We start from the raw sequence: 14157 nt of genomic DNA, 5'->3' as shown, positions 1-14157 counted from the left end.
TTGGGTCGCGCATTGTCGATATCGCTTTCAAACGCGGGCATCCTATCTGGACAACGTTTTTTTCCGTGGGATTAGTGGCGATAGGGTTGATCTTACTGACGTGCTATCCAAAGTTTGCGCTGGTGAGTATGGTGCTTTACGGCGCGGGAAATGGTTTACGTGCGATTGTGCGCGGAACTTTACCGCTGGTGATGGTCAAACCAGAGGCTTACGCAATTGTGGTGGGGCGCATGGCGCGTCCAGCACTGATTGGCCAGGCGTTAACGCCGCTGGTAGGGGGATACATTTTTCAGCAATTCGGCGCGAACGCGACACTCTGGTTGCTGTGCCTGTTAGCGTTGACGAATGTGCTGTTAGTCTGGGTGCTGAAGCATAAATTGCCCCCGCTTGACCCGCAAGCATCATAGCGAGCCGTAAACTAAGCAGCCTGTGCGCTTCTGCCTGATCAAATGATGAATACGTGCCTTGATCACAGTCGCTGGCTTCTAAAAAGCAACAGTGTTTGTTATATTTATTGCTCATTGATTACTCACTGCCGCGGCATGAAAACAATAAGATAGACCGCAACTCAGGATACAGAAATGCTAGATTACCGCTTCCCGACAGCTTTGCAGATGGTTTTGAGCGTAGCGATGGCGGAGCAACTGGGTAAACGCTCGACCAGTGCCATACTGGCTTATGGTCTTGAAGCGAACCCCAGTTTCATTCGGAAACTTATGGTTCCGTTAACGCGCGATGGCATCATCGTCTCTACGCTTGGCCGTACCGGTTCGATTCATCTCGGTCGCCCTGCTGCGGAGATCACGCTGCGTGATATCTATACCTCGGTCATTGAAGATAAAAAGCTCTGGGCTTCGCGTCCCGATGTCGCACCCCGTTGCCTGGTCAGTGCTAACTTGTGCTGGTACTTCAAATCGATTGCGGAAGAGGCGGAAGAGGCCTCACTGAAAGTGCTGGAAACGCGCACAGTGGCAGATGCACTGGCTGAACTGAAGAAACATGACACCAGCAGCTGCGAAGAACTGCCCGATCTTGAAATCGAAGATCTTTGCAAAAAATCTCGCTGAGGTTAACCGAACGGTTACCGGGCATTAACCCGGTAACCCAGTCACTTATTTTGACATCCCATCCTTAGACATTTCATCTTTTGCCATACCGTCTTTACCCATCCCGGCTTTCTTCATCCCGTCATGTTTTTTCATCGGTTTTTTCATACTGTCTTTCTTCATGCCGTCGTGGGACATCGCGCTTTCATTTTGCATGCCATCTTTCGCCATAGTGTCAGCGGCATAAGCACCTGTAGCAGCCATCAACAGTGCGCCAGTGAACAGCGTTGCAATAATCTTTTTCATCTTCATTTCCTTACAGGGTTTTAGGGGAGATTAACTGCCGCCAAACCAGTTATAGCCCTGGTCTTCCCAGTAGCCACCGGTAAAGCGGTTGGTGATTTCTATTGAAATAATGTGTTTCGGATTTTTGTAGCCCAGTTTGGTTGGGATACGCAGTTTCATGGGATAACCATATTTCGGCGGTAATATGCGGCCATCCCAGGTTAAGGCCAATAACGTTTGCGGATGGAGCGCCGATGCCATATCAATGCTGGTGTAATAGTCATCCGCACAACGGAAACTGACATATTTTGCTTTGGTGTCTGCACCAATTAATTGCAGGAAGTCACTGAAGCGTACGCCGCCCCAGCGGCCAATGGCACTCCATCCTTCGACGCAAATATGGCGCGTGATTTGTTCATGTTGTGATAATTGATATAACTCTGGCAGTCGCCAACTGCGCTTATCACGTACAAGTCCACCAATCTGCAACTGATAATCATCACCGTTAATTTTCGGGATATCCTCTTCGCCGTAAAAAGCATTAAACGGAAAAGGACGGGTGATATCCTGCAGTGTATATTCAGGTGCCATTTTATAACCGCTGAAAAGCCATCCCTGAATACGATCATTAAAACGCGACATCCGACTTAACACATTTTCGACGTCTGGATTATTATCAATGTCACACCCGCTCAGCATGGCTACGCCGCCCACGGTTAAGCCCATACGCAGAAAATGGCGTCGTGAATGCCCTGACAATTGTTTCGCCAGCAGGGTTGTCGCGTCCTTAACCAAAGCTTCTTTATCACTGGCTGAAGGCTGAATATTTTTATTTGTCATTTTTAACGTCCGCGCGTCATGAGTAATAAAGTTTTAGGCACCAGCGCTACCATGACTATATGGATAACAACAAAAGCGCATAAAAAGGCCATGGCAAAAAAGTGGATGAAACGTGCGGTGTCATAGCCACCTAATATGTCTCGCAGGAAAGGAAACTGCACTGACTTCCACAGCACCAAGCCAGAAACCGCTAATAGCATGCCGTCAATGACGACTAATAAATAGGCGAACTTCTGCACCATATTATATTGGCTTAAATCGTGATGGCTGAGATGTCCTCTCAATGCAGATATTCCATCCTGCCATAATTGGGGGAGGCTTAATGGCATGAATCGTTGGCGAAAACGCCCGCTGATGATATTCAACGTGAGATAGAGAATGCCATTGGCGGCAAACAGCCACATTGCAGCGAAATGCCACTGTAACGCGCCACCCAACCAACCACCCAAGGTGTATTCGTTTGGGAAGGAAAACGGAAATAACGGTGAAGCATTATAAATTCGCCAGCCGCTAAGAATCATTAGCACCATCGCAACGGCATTTATCCAGTGAGTGGCTCTTAGCCAAAGTGGATGAATATTTTTACGGTTGTGGTTTTTCATTATTTTTCTCCTTCTACCGCTATGCCGTTTGGAATGGAGAGATTTTGCGTCGCGATTGATCACAGAGTCCTCACGCAGAGTTAAACAAAATGTGATAACTCGCGAAGTCGAATCTGTATAAGATGAAAAGGATGTTCATTGAGGCGGCAAACATGGCTAAGAAAATCTTAATTGTTGAAGATGATGGGAATATCGCAGAGCTGTTGCACATTCACCTGCGCGATGAAGGCTTTGATATTACTCATGCAGCGGATGGCGACAAAGGCAGTCAACTGCTGGAGAGCCAGCGCTGGGATGCGCTGATTTTTGACATTATGTTGCCCGGTGTGGATGGGCTGGAACTCTGTCGCCGTGCGCGTAACTTGCCGCATTACACGCCGATAGTGATGATCAGTGCGCGAGCCAGTGAGGTGCATCGAGTACTGGGTCTTGAACTGGGCGCGGATGACTATCTGACGAAGCCTTTCTCCATGCTGGAACTGGTGGCGCGGGTTAAAGCGCTGTTCCGTCGCCAGGAAGCGATGAGCCAGAATCTCCGTCAGGACGCAGGGAATCTTCGCCTTGGAAGCCTGAGCATTGATCCCGTCGCGCGTGAAGTCAAATTAGCACAGACGCCGATTGAGTTAACGCCGCGCGAGTTCGAGTTGCTTTACCATTTTGCCCGTCATCCGGGGAAGGTCTTCTCACGACTCAGCTTGTTGAATCTGGTGTGGGGCTATCAGCATGAAGGCTATGAACACACGGTGAATACGCATATCAATCGCTTGCGCCTGAAAATTGAAGCCACCCCGGCGGAACCACGCTGGATACTCACCGTTTGGGGACAGGGCTACAAGTTTATGGTGCCCGATGAGGGAGGCAATGCTTGATGAAGCGCCTGTCGCTCACCCAACGATTAACGCTGGTCTTCGCGCTGATGCTGCTAATCAGCAGCGCGCTTATCCTGTTGATTCAAGACAATAATCGCCAGCAGTATAGCGACGCGATGATCCAGAACTTGTCGCGAGATCTGGCGGCGTCCATCGCCAAAAGCAGTGTGTTGATGAATGCCGGGAATACCGATGGCCCGGCCCTGAAACAGCTCTTTGGCCAGATGATGTCCTATAACCCCAGCGTTGAAGTTTATCTTTTGGATGCACAGGGGCGTATCCTGGCCAATGATGCGCCAGCAGGGCATGTGCACCGTGATCGTGTTGACGTCCAGCCCCTGCAAAAGTTGCTGGATGGGGGGCCGCTGCCCGTCTATGGTGACGATCCTCGTTCCACATCCACCCATAAAGTGTTCAGCGTCGCGCCAATCCTTAATGGCAACAGCACAGAGGGTTATCTGTATGTGATTTTGCAGGGGGAAAATTATCAATCTCTTCAGCAGGGGATGAAATTATCTGTACTGCGCAGCGCGATGCTTTGGTCAGTCGTGGTGATCGTCCTGCTGGGACTGGTGGCAGGAGCGGTTGCCTACTATTGGGTAACGAGACCGGTGCGAAAACTCACACAAAAAGTGACTGCGGGTGAAGATGCGCTATACCTTCTTGCCGCAGAACCCCATTCACCACAGCATGATGAAGTCGCTCAATTACACAATGCGTTTATTGATATGGCCAAGCGTATTGCCTTACAGGTCGAGAAGCTGGAGTTGAAAGATCAGCAGCGTCGTGAATTTGTCGCCAACATTTCGCATGACTTACGTACACCGCTGATGTCGATTCAGGGCTATCTGGAGACGCTTTCAGTGAAAGCCAGCAGCTTAACCGAGGCGGAACGCAGTCGATACCTGCAAATCGCGCTCACCCAGAGCGAAAAAGTCGGCATGCTGGCCCAGCAGCTGTTTGAGTTAGCCCGCCTTGAACATGGCGTTGTCACGCCACAATATGAACGCTTTTCGTTGCCAGACCTGGTTCAGGATGTGATCCAGAAATTTGAGCTGGCGTTAGAGAAATCCAGTCTTCATTTAACTGTGGATATTGAGACGGGTTTGCCTTTGGTTGACGCGGATATGTCGATGATTGAACGTGTCCTGACTAATCTGGTCGATAACGCGATCCGCCATACGCCGTCGGGTGGGAAAATCATTCTGCGTCTATGGCTTGAGGATCAAAAAGTGATGATGGAGCTGGAAGATAACGGTCCCGGCATTTCCCCGGAAGTCAGCCAGACGCTGTTTGAACGTCCCTCCATCATCGATCCGAATCGCCGTGACAATGGGGGATTAGGGCTGGTGATTGTCCGGCGTATGTTGCAATTGCATCGCGGAGACATTGCGCTAAAACCCGCACCTGGTGCCTGCTTCCAACTCTTCGTTCCGCTATAAAAAAAGGCGGCCACGCTGGGCCGCCTATGCTATCAGTAAACGACCTTAAACCGTCTGTACCTCTGCGGCAGGCTGTTTACGTGTCACTAGCTTACGCAATGTTACGTAGAACACCGGCGTCAGGAACAGACCGAACAGCGTCACGCCCAGCATGCCGGAGAACACGGTAATCCCGGTGACACCGCGCACTTCCGCACCGGCACCTTCACCAAGAATCAGCGGTACGGTACCGGCGATAAAGGCGATAGAGGTCATCACGATCGGGCGCAGACGGAGACGACAGGCTTCGAGCGCGGATTCGACAATTCCTTTGCCCTGCATCTCCAGCTCACGCGCAAACTCGACAATCAAAATCGCGTTCTTACACGCCAGCCCCATCAGCACCACCAGGCCCACCTGGACAAACACGTTGTTATCGCCACCAGTCAGCCACACGCCGACCAGCGCTGACAGCATGGTCACTGGCACAATCAGGATCACCGCCAACGGCAAGGTCCAGCTCTCATACAGCGCCGCCAACACCAGGAAGGCTAACAGTACCGCCACCGGGAAAACGATAAACGCGGTGTTACCTTGGGTTGCCTGCTGATAGCTCAGATCGGTCCATTCGATGTTCATACCGTTCGGCAGCACCTGGCTCGACATCGCTTCCAGCTTCTCCATCGCCTGGGCTGAGGAGAGCACGCGCGGATCGGCGTCACCAATCAGGTCGGCTGCTGGATAACCGTTGTAACGGATCACCGGGTCAGGACCGTAAGTGGTGGTGATGTTGACCATACTGCCAATCGGTACCATCTCACCCTGGTTATTACGGGTACGCAGATTAGCGATATCCTGCACGGTATCGCGGAAATCACCGTCTGCCTGCGCCATCACACGCCAGGTACGTCCAAACTTGTTGAAATCATTGACGTAAGACGAACCCAGATAGATTTGCAAGGTGCTGAACAGATCGGTGAGTGACACTCCTTGCGCCTTGGCTTTATCACGATCCACCTGCACATCCAATTGCGGGACGTTTGCCTGGTAAGAGGAGATCGGGAACATCATGCCTGGGGTCTGCATCACCGCACCGGACAGGGTGTTGATGGCAGTTTGTAACGCACCGTAGCCCAAACCTGCACGATCCTGCACATACAGCGAATAACCCGAACCTTGACCTAACCCGAGAATCGGCGGTGGCATGATCGAGAAGCCGAAGCCTTGCTGGATTTTGGCGATCTTGGCGTTGATCTCGGCATTGATCTCCGCTGCGCTACGTGTACGTTCACTAAATGGTTTCAGGCCAAAGAACACGGTACCGGTGTTCGGCGTGTTGGTGAACTGCAGGGCGTTCAGGCCGGGGAAGGCGACCGAATAGGCCACACCTTCGGTGTTCATGCCGATCTCGCTCATCTTACGAATCACTTCATCGGTACGCGCCAGCGATGAACCCTCAGGCATCTTCACGCCGCCAATCAGGTAGAGCTTGTCCTGAGTGGGGATAAAGCCGCCGGGTACGGTATGGAACATAAAGCCTGCACCGGCCAGCAACAGCACATAGACGCCAAACACCGCACCGCGACGACGCAGGGTTTTGCCCACCATTGACTCATAGCCATCCGAACTGTGCTGGAAGAAGCGGTTGAACGGACGGAATAACCAGCCGAGCAGACGATCAATCAGGCGTGTTGGCATATCCTTCGGCGCATCGTGCGCTTTCAACAGTTTCGCCGCCAGCGCTGGTGATAAGGTCAGCGAGTTGATCGCCGAAATCACCGTCGAAATAGCAATGGTCACCGCAAACTGCTTATAGAATTGCCCCGTCACGCCGGAAAGGAACGCCATCGGCACGAATACTGCACACAGCACCAAGGCAATGGCGATAATCGGTCCCGACACTTCACGCATCGCCTGATGCGCCGCCGCGGTGGGTGACAGGCCCATGGCGATATTACGTTCGACGTTTTCCACCACCACGATGGCGTCATCGACCACGATACCTATCGCCAGCACCAGACCAAACAGACTGAGCGTGTTCAGCGAGAAGCCCAACAGATAGAGCACGCTGAAAGTACCTACCACCGAAACCGGCACCGCCAGCAACGGAATGATGGAGGCACGCCAGGTCTGCAGGAACAGGATCACCACCAATACCACCAGCACAATCGCTTCAAACAGCGTTTGCACCACGGCACGGATCGAGTCACGCACGAACACGGTTGGATCGTAAGGTGCCGCCCACTGAACATCATCCGGGAAGCGAGTGGCCAGTTCAGCCATTTTGGCACGCACGGCATTCGACAGATCGATGGCGTTGGCGCCTGGTGCCTGGAAGATACCGATGCCGACGGCATCTTTGTTGTTCAGTTGAGAGCGCAGGGCATAGCTGCCTGAACCCATCTCAATTCGTGCTACATCACGCAGGCGCACCAGCGTGCCATCGTCAGCGGTCTTCAGAATGATATTGCCGAACTGCTCCTCACTCTCCAGGCGGCCCTGCGTGTTGATGGACAGCAGGAAATCACTGGCCTTTTTGGTCGGTTCTGCGCCCAACTGACCGGCAGAGACCTGCACGTTCTGCTCCTGCATCGCGCTGACCACATCAGAAGCGGTCATACCACGCGCCGCCACTTTGTTGGGGTCAAGCCAGACGCGCATCGCGTACTCACCGGCACCGAAGATCTGAATCTGTCCCACGCCAGGCAGGCGTGCCAGTTCATCTTTGACCTTTAAGGTGGCGTAGTTACGCAGATAGAGTGAATCGTACTTACCGTGAGGTGAGAACATATGCACCACCAGCGTCAGCGTCGGTGACATCTTCTGTGTGGTCAGGCCAAGTTGACGCACCTCTTCGGGCAGACGCGCTTCCGCCTGCGCCACACGGTTCTGCACCTGGACCTGCGCCTGATCGGGATCGGTACCTGGACGGAAAGTCACGGTGGTGACCAGCACGCCATCAGAACCGGCAACCGACTTCATGTACATCATGTTCTCAACCCCGTTGATGGCCTCTTCCAGCGGCGTAGCCACGGAATCTGCAATCACTTTGGGGTTGGCACCTGGGTATTCCGCGCGCACCTGCACGCTGGGCGGCACCACATTGGGATATTCACTGATCGGCAACAGCGGTATGGCGATCAGTCCGGTGGTAAAGATCAAAATCGACAGCACCGCCGCGAAGATCGGTCGGTCGATAAAAAAGCGGGAGAAATCCATAACAGGCAGTCTCGATTGTTATTGAGCGGAGCGCATTGCCACCGGCTGAGCTTTCACCGGCATGCCAGGCATGAAGACTTTCTGCAGACCATTAACGATCACCTTGTCACCCGGCTGTAATCCGGATTGCACAATGCGCAGGCCATTCGCCATTTCGCCAGCCTGAATGTCGCGACGCTGGGCTTTACCCTGTGCATCAACCACATAGACGTATTTACGATCCTGATCGGTCAGCACCGCTTTATCGTCCACCAGTAGCGCGTTAAACGCGGCACTGCCTGGCAAACGCACGCGGGCAAACAGACCTGGCGTAAACTGATGTTCGTGGTTATCCAGCGTGGCGCGCATACGAATGGTGCCGGTGCTGGCGGTCAGCTGGTTATCAAGGAAATCGACGGTGCCGCGATGGGGATACCCTTGTTCACCGGTCAGCGCAATCTCCACCGGCAGTGCGCCGCGATTTTGCCCCTGACGCGCTAAGGTCTGATATTGCAGATAGGTCGCTTCATCCACATCGAAATAGACGTAAATGCGATCCTGTGACACCAGCGTGGTCAGTACGCTGGCACTGTCCCCGGCGGTGACCAGGTTTCCGGTGGTGATCATCGCGCGGCTGGCACGACCATCAATCGGCGCGGTCACGCGGGTGAAGTCGAGATTCAGCTGCGCCATATCCACGGCGGCCTGCGCGGACAGCACATTGGCCTGCGCCTGGTTAGCCGCAGAACGACGTTGTTCCCACTCTTCGCGTGACACCACGTTGGTACCAATCAGCTTATCGGTACGCGCCGACTCACTGCGCGCCAGCGATGCCTGACTGCGCGCGGTGGCTAATTCAGCCTGTGCCTGTTCCAGCGTGGCGCGGTAGGTGCGATCGTCAATGGTGAACAGCACCTGGCCTTTTTTCACGTCATCGCCTTCGCGATAGTTAACCTGATCGATATAGCCTGAGACGCGCGGTCGCAGTTGCACACTCTGCACCGCCTCAAAACGTCCGTTGAAGCTATCCCACTGGCTAACCTGTTGTTGAACCACCTGCGCGACACTCACTTCGGGCGGTGGCGGTGGGGCGTTTTGCGCCACTCCACGATCGCAACCGGCCAGCAGGCTTCCCAGCAACATCACTCCTGACAGGCTTACCGCCCGACGAACCCCATATGTTTGCAGATGCATTGTTGTTATTCCGCTTTGGTGTGAAAAAAGAAAGGACATGTACGAAAAATCTGCAACTTTTAAGATTGCATTAAAACGCGATGAGTGTAGGCTGCTGCAAACTGCATCTGCAAGAATATCTGATACACTTTATGTGCTGTTTTGATCAATTCGTTTCAGAGGGGGAAAGCCCCTACAGCGAGTGCGGCATTTAATGCAATAATAAAACTTGCATTAAATGTCATAGTCAGTCACCCTTAAAGTGTAATTGCAACTGATACTGATACTGTTCGTCAAGGCGACGGGAGAAAATGGGATGATGAGCGACGCATTTATTCACGATCTGATCGACTGGATTGATAACAACATAGAAGCACGTCTGGATCTGGACACCGTAGCGGGGCGCGCCGGTTATTCAAAGTGGCACCTGCAGCGTATGTTCAAAGAGCACACCGGCTATCCGCTGGGTGAGTACATCCGGAATAAAAAATTGAAAAAATCGGCGGACCGTTTAACGACCACCAACGAACCGATCCTCAATGTGGCGATTTCACTGGGGTTTGATTCGCAACAGTCGTTCAACCGGAGTTTCAAACGTCAGTATGGTGTCGCGCCAGGCGCATGGCGTCGTCATGCCGTGCCAACCGCGAGTGCCATGCAGTAACACCTCCGCCAGGGCCAGCTTCGCTGGCCCGCGTTCCTCTTCGCTGTAATCCTGCTATCATCGGCTTCCTGTCAATCAGGATGTCACTATGTCAAAGAAACTCTGGATCGGATTAATCTTCGCGCTGGCCGCCACCTGGGCCGGGCTGAAACCCCATTTAAGCAACAAAACGGCCTCAAGCCACACAGACATTGCGCAACTGACCGATGCCGATACGGTCGCGCGCTGGTTGCAGCAGCATCATAAACTGCCAGACCTCTATCTCACTAAAAGTGAAGCGCGTCGTCAGGGCTGGAACCCGAGCAAAGGCGATCTGTGCAACGTGCTGCCAGGCCGGGCTATCGGGGGCGATCGCTTTAGCAACCGCGAGCAGCGCTTGCCGATGCAAGCCGGACGACAGTGGTATGAAGCGGATGTGAATTACGATTGTGGACACCGCGATGCCGATCGTCTGCTTTACTCTTCTGATGGCCTGATCTTTCTCACCACCGATCACTATCGCAGCTTCAAGCAGGTGAATTAACCATGTTGACGCTCACCTTTGATTTTCAGCAGTTAGACAACCGTCAGGCGTTTTACCGCGCCTTGGTGGCGCAGAGCCACTGCACGCTGGCGTTCGGCAACAATCTGGACGCGATGTGGGATTGGCTGACCGGCGGCATGGCGCTGCCCGCCACCATCCACCTCAAGCATGTAGAAAGCGCCAGTGAACAGGCAGAATTTGCCCCGGTTCTGGCGCTGTTGGAAGAAGCGGCGCAGCAGCTGCAAGGCGAGCTGCGCCTGACGCGTTAAGCGTGCAACGGCAGCAGCAGGAACGCCAGCGTCTGGCGGGCGTTGGCCGGTAAATCGCCGCCGCCGGTGTAACCATTGTTTTCTACGATCACCGAATTTAACCCCACCAGCCAGTCATAGATGTAATACGCCGTATGATTGGCCGGAGCCACGGATAAGCGGGTTAAACGTTGCCCCGACGAGAAGCTGACGCTGGGCGCCGGTGGGCGAGCAAAGATAGTTTGCCCACGATTCACACGGCTCTCTGGACGTTCGTTCTCAGGTCGCTGTAAAAAGCCTAACCAGGCGACAAAATCACCCAACACTGTCATTGCGCGGGACACCTGACGATCGGTACGCGCTTCGTGGGCGCTGGCTTGCGCATCCGGTTCGTTAAGCGCGCTTTGCAACTTGCTCAGTACGTTCAGGCGGAAGCTGGCGGTAATTAACTCCTCCACCAGCAACTCTAGCGTTGGTTTATCGACATTGAGTAACGTCAGCAGGCTGCGACTCTCGGGCAACTGACGCAGATGCTCCAGCCACAGCGCAAACACCTGCTGCGGGAACTGCTGATCGCGCTGGCCGCCACTGTTGCGTGGTTCTGCCTGGGCAACCGGCTCATCTTTAAACAGGTCAAACTCAAAGCCGATGCCGAAATAGCTCTGATCGGCAGCCGCCGTTTTGGCACTGTGCTGCGCAACGTTAGCACTGCTCTGACTCAGCCACAGCTGGCGAACCGCTTCACGCGAAGGCTGCAAACGCTCCAGCAGTTCACCGTGCAACCCGGTACGGTGTTGCAGGCATTTCAGCAGGGTGTCGGAAATGGCTTGTTTACGTGCGGCCTGTTCTGGGGTCGCCGTGGATTCGGTCCATGGCTGCAGGCGCTCTACCAGTTTCTGCTGCAAACTGGTTAACTGCTGCGCCAGACGATCGCGTCTTGCTTCTGGCTGCATTTCGTCCTGCAACCAACTACCCATGCGGTCAACGCCCGCGCGATCCAGCGCCAGCATCGATCCCCAGCTTTGCCCTGGTTGGCCAATTTGACGTTGTACCGCTTCATCAACATTAATCTGCTGCTGTTGATAACGCGCATCGTGTGGAGTTATTGCCCAAATCAGACGCGGTTTCTCACCGCTGGCGGCCACGGTTTGGTGGATATGCCATTCGCGCAGTGCGCTGGCGGCCATATCGGCATCCTGACGCTGGCTTGCCGCGGTACAAATCAACATTAAATCGATGCCCTGACGAGCGGCGTATAAACCCGGCAGCAGTGCCCGTTTCTGTTCCAGTAAAGTGGCACGCAGCGGGTCGCGCTTACGCAACTGTGCCAAATCCTCTTGCTGCCCGCGATCGGCAGGCTGCCCCGGCGCAGGCAATTCCAGCATATCGGCTTCATCGTACAACGCCTGACGCGGCGTGGAACTGAGAGGAATGGTGATCTCCAGCGTCAGCAGCGCTAGCAAACCCAGCGGCACATGCTGCGCCTTGCCCACGCGATTGGCGATAATCGGGCAGACCTCAATCATCTCCTGCAAATCGGCGTCGTTGCCGATCAGTTTTTCCGCCGGTAGAGCGGCGTCATCGGTCAGCAGGCTGAGCGGTGCCAGCAGGCGTGGAGCCTGGCGCAGTTGATGGCGTAAATGCATCAGGCTGCGCAACTGTTCGTTGAGCGCAACCTGATTAGGCCATAACAGCGCAAACAGCTGCACGCGGTCATCCACGTTGAGCCATGGGGCCAGTTCAATCGCCTGCGGCCAAAAGTGACGATCCAATACTTCCGCGTGACGATGCTGGCGGCGGCTCCACGTCCACAAGGTGATCAGCGCATCGCTGTCGAGGCCGGGTTCAGGTTCATCCTGACGATGGCGCTGCAAACGTTGCAGCGCGGCGTCAATCACGGCGGTATCGGGCTGCTCTTCGGTTTTGGCACATGCCAGTATCAGACGGATCAGCTCGGCATCGCTTAACAACGTCATTTCCAGCGGCCAGGCGCTGGACTGGGCTTCACGCTGGTGGCTGAAACGGGTGGCGATGGCGAAATCGATATTGCCAGGATTGATGTTCTGGAAGTGATTAACCACTCTATCGCCAAGGCGCGCAATCAGCTGGCCCTGGGCGTCACCGACCATTTCACTCAGTAACCAGGCTTTACCTGCCTGTGACTGGCCAAACAGCGCCAGCGTCACCGGGCGCGCTAACTGGCGCGCCAGGGCATGGCTCTCGACGCGGGCACGGCGCAGTTGCAGTTGCAGCGTATCGGCTTCCATGGCCAGGCGTGGCGCCTGAGCCTGATGGGTATCGATCCAGTTCAGTGCTCCGTCGAGCGTCTCCTGCATCAGGCTGAGACGTTTGGCTGGCGTGACTGACGTGGTTTTCTTAGCTGTTCTCATCGTTTGCAGACGCTCCCGCTGTCAATCCAATACTGCGCGTTGGCATTGCCGGTTGCAGACAGCGTATTCAGTTTCAGACTCAATTGTTCCAGCGGCACACGCGTGCCGTCATCCATTCGCGCATCGCTCAGCACCAGACGTTCTGGTCCAAAGTCGTCGGGACCAGGCTGAACCGCCAGCTTGATACGCAACACGCTCTCACCGGCCACTTTACGCGCCAGCTGCGGGTCGGTAATGCTCAGGCTGTAGAGCGGGGAAGCGGGCCAGCGATCGTTCTCCAGCTGGCGGAAGCCGAGGCACACGTTGCCGCGAATACGGAAGCTGCTTTTGCGATCCAGCGCGAAATGGCTGCTGTCGAGGTCGATCTCGCTGTAACAGAGATTGTCATCGCTCAGCGTGGCATTCTCATCCAGCACGCCCAGATAGCGGATGGTGGAGTAGGGTTCAAAATCTCCGGCGCGGAACCAGAAGCTGCTGAGGCGCAAATCCAGCGCCAGCAGGCACAGCATCGCGCCCACCGCCGCCGTAGATTTCGGGTTATCAATGCGCCCCTGTTTGTTAAACGGATACCAGTCGCTGGTGTGATAGCCTTCCAGCGACAAAATGCGGCTGCCCGGCAGCGGTTGCAGATGGCGCACCAGCGCCTGAATGCCAGGGAAGCGCGAAGGGCGGCCCGTCAGCAGTAGCACATCACACTGATAAAGCGAGACCACTTCGCACATCGCGCGCAGTGCCGGAATGATGGCCATACGGTGTTGCAGGAACTCAGCGTGCAGTTGCGCCATGCTCACGACTAAAGGTACGTCGAGCAGATCAAAGCGACTATCCCCGCCCAGCGTGCGCTGGATCTCGCCGTTAACAAACGCTAACACGCTGCTGGCTGGTTTTTGCGGCACCA

Annotated in this window: 14 protein-coding genes; 7 read left to right on the top strand and 7 right to left on the bottom strand. The window is 54.6% G+C overall.

What is annotated here, in order from left to right; genetic code table 11:
* On the top strand, positions 1–407 hold a 407-nt coding region (locus PSSD_RS23180), incomplete at its 5' end, for an MFS transporter (RefSeq protein WP_153011493.1).
* A 174-nt stretch (positions 408–581) separates the two neighbouring features.
* Positions 582–1067: an RrF2 family transcriptional regulator gene (locus PSSD_RS23175; RefSeq protein WP_039336968.1), complete on the top strand. Its 486-nt coding sequence runs from the start codon at positions 582–584 to the stop codon at positions 1065–1067.
* Positions 1068–1112: 45 nt separating this feature from the next.
* Here PSSD_RS23175 and PSSD_RS23170 read toward each other — a convergent pair whose 3' ends face one another.
* The 3 genes from PSSD_RS23170 to PSSD_RS23160 are packed head-to-tail and all read right to left on the bottom strand — an operon-like array spanning position 1113 to position 2773.
* Positions 1113–1352, bottom strand: coding sequence for a pentapeptide MXKDX repeat protein (locus tag PSSD_RS23170; protein WP_058973843.1), 240 nt, complete (start codon positions 1350–1352; stop codon positions 1113–1115).
* Between the two features lie 30 nt (positions 1353–1382).
* Positions 1383–2171 carry a molybdopterin-dependent oxidoreductase gene (locus PSSD_RS23165; RefSeq protein WP_058973842.1) on the bottom strand — a complete coding sequence of 263 codons (789 nt, stop codon included), beginning with the start codon at positions 2169–2171 and terminating at the stop codon, positions 1383–1385.
* Positions 2172–2173: 2 nt separating this feature from the next.
* The gene (locus tag PSSD_RS23160; protein ID WP_058973841.1) at positions 2174–2773 is read right to left on the bottom strand and encodes a cytochrome b/b6 domain-containing protein; all 600 of its coding nucleotides are present in this window, start codon (positions 2771–2773) and stop codon (positions 2174–2176) included.
* A gap of 152 nt (positions 2774–2925) precedes the next feature.
* Between PSSD_RS23160 and PSSD_RS23155 the strand changes: the two genes are divergently transcribed.
* Both PSSD_RS23155 and PSSD_RS23150 read left to right on the top strand, forming a co-directional pair.
* Positions 2926–3642 (top strand): response regulator transcription factor, encoded by a 717-nt coding sequence (locus PSSD_RS23155; protein ID WP_039336999.1) that lies wholly within the window; start codon positions 2926–2928, stop codon positions 3640–3642.
* Positions 3642–5084, top strand: coding sequence for a sensor histidine kinase (locus tag PSSD_RS23150; RefSeq protein WP_058973840.1), 1443 nt, complete (start codon positions 3642–3644; stop codon positions 5082–5084). The genes PSSD_RS23155 and PSSD_RS23150 overlap by 1 nt, the downstream gene beginning before the upstream one ends.
* 45 nt (positions 5085–5129) lie before the next feature.
* On the opposite strand, the gene oqxB is transcribed toward PSSD_RS23150, so the two are convergent.
* Both oqxB and PSSD_RS23140 read right to left on the bottom strand, forming a co-directional pair.
* Complete coding sequence (oqxB, locus tag PSSD_RS23145; protein ID WP_058973839.1) at positions 5130–8282, bottom strand: multidrug efflux RND transporter permease subunit OqxB; 3153 nt, start codon at positions 8280–8282, stop codon at positions 5130–5132.
* Between the two features lie 18 nt (positions 8283–8300).
* Entirely contained in the window at positions 8301–9455 is a 1155-nt protein-coding gene (locus tag PSSD_RS23140) for an efflux RND transporter periplasmic adaptor subunit (RefSeq protein ID WP_039336983.1), read from the bottom strand.
* A gap of 295 nt (positions 9456–9750) precedes the next feature.
* Between PSSD_RS23140 and PSSD_RS23135 the strand changes: the two genes are divergently transcribed.
* From PSSD_RS23135 to PSSD_RS23125, 3 genes are all read left to right on the top strand, one after another.
* Complete coding sequence (locus PSSD_RS23135) at positions 9751–10098, top strand: helix-turn-helix domain-containing protein (protein WP_039336985.1); 348 nt, start codon at positions 9751–9753, stop codon at positions 10096–10098.
* 88 nt (positions 10099–10186) lie between these two features.
* On the top strand, positions 10187–10621 hold the full coding sequence (locus PSSD_RS23130) for a ribonuclease domain-containing protein (RefSeq protein ID WP_058973838.1): 435 nt from the start codon (positions 10187–10189) through the stop codon (positions 10619–10621).
* Between the two features lie 2 nt (positions 10622–10623).
* Positions 10624–10890, top strand: a complete 267-nt coding sequence (locus PSSD_RS23125) for a barstar family protein (RefSeq protein WP_039336989.1) — start codon at positions 10624–10626, stop codon at positions 10888–10890.
* On the opposite strand, the gene PSSD_RS23120 is transcribed toward PSSD_RS23125, so the two are convergent.
* On the bottom strand, positions 10887–13259 hold the full coding sequence (locus PSSD_RS23120) for a virulence factor SrfC family protein (RefSeq protein WP_058973837.1): 2373 nt from the start codon (positions 13257–13259) through the stop codon (positions 10887–10889). The two genes, PSSD_RS23125 and PSSD_RS23120, sit on opposite strands and share 4 nt — an antisense overlap.
* Positions 13256–14157: virulence factor SrfB (locus PSSD_RS23115; RefSeq protein WP_201023847.1), on the bottom strand; the 902-nt coding region annotated here is incomplete at its 5' end. The genes PSSD_RS23115 and PSSD_RS23120, both read right to left, overlap by 4 nt.

It is taken from the genome of Type-D symbiont of Plautia stali (assembly GCF_001485335.1).
GTDB classification, from domain to species: Bacteria; Pseudomonadota; Gammaproteobacteria; order Enterobacterales; family Enterobacteriaceae; genus Pantoea; species Pantoea vagans_C.
The sequence above is the reverse complement of the archived record's forward strand: the minus strand, read 5'-3'. Positions and strand labels throughout refer to the sequence as shown.

Excerpts from the sequence above, each read along its gene's own strand:
- PSSD_RS23130 (WP_058973838.1), top strand. The coding sequence starts at position 10,187 with ATGTCAAAGAAACTCTGGATCGGATTAATCTTCGCGCTGGCCGCCACC.
- PSSD_RS23165 (WP_058973842.1), bottom strand. The coding sequence starts at position 2,171 with ATGACAAATAAAAATATTCAGCCTTCAGCCAGTGATAAAGAAGCTTTG.
- PSSD_RS23140 (WP_039336983.1), bottom strand. The coding sequence starts at position 9,455 with ATGCATCTGCAAACATATGGGGTTCGTCGGGCGGTAAGCCTGTCAGGA.
- PSSD_RS23135 (WP_039336985.1), top strand. The coding sequence starts at position 9,751 with ATGATGAGCGACGCATTTATTCACGATCTGATCGACTGGATTGATAAC.
- PSSD_RS23175 (WP_039336968.1), top strand. The coding sequence starts at position 582 with ATGCTAGATTACCGCTTCCCGACAGCTTTGCAGATGGTTTTGAGCGTA.
- PSSD_RS23120 (WP_058973837.1), bottom strand. The coding sequence starts at position 13,259 with ATGAGAACAGCTAAGAAAACCACGTCAGTCACGCCAGCCAAACGTCTC.
- oqxB (WP_058973839.1), bottom strand. The coding sequence starts at position 8,282 with ATGGATTTCTCCCGCTTTTTTATCGACCGACCGATCTTCGCGGCGGTG.
- PSSD_RS23160 (WP_058973841.1), bottom strand. The coding sequence starts at position 2,773 with ATGAAAAACCACAACCGTAAAAATATTCATCCACTTTGGCTAAGAGCC.
- PSSD_RS23155 (WP_039336999.1), top strand. The coding sequence starts at position 2,926 with ATGGCTAAGAAAATCTTAATTGTTGAAGATGATGGGAATATCGCAGAG.
- PSSD_RS23125 (WP_039336989.1), top strand. The coding sequence starts at position 10,624 with ATGTTGACGCTCACCTTTGATTTTCAGCAGTTAGACAACCGTCAGGCG.
- PSSD_RS23170 (WP_058973843.1), bottom strand. The coding sequence starts at position 1,352 with ATGAAAAAGATTATTGCAACGCTGTTCACTGGCGCACTGTTGATGGCT.
- PSSD_RS23150 (WP_058973840.1), top strand. The coding sequence starts at position 3,642 with ATGAAGCGCCTGTCGCTCACCCAACGATTAACGCTGGTCTTCGCGCTG.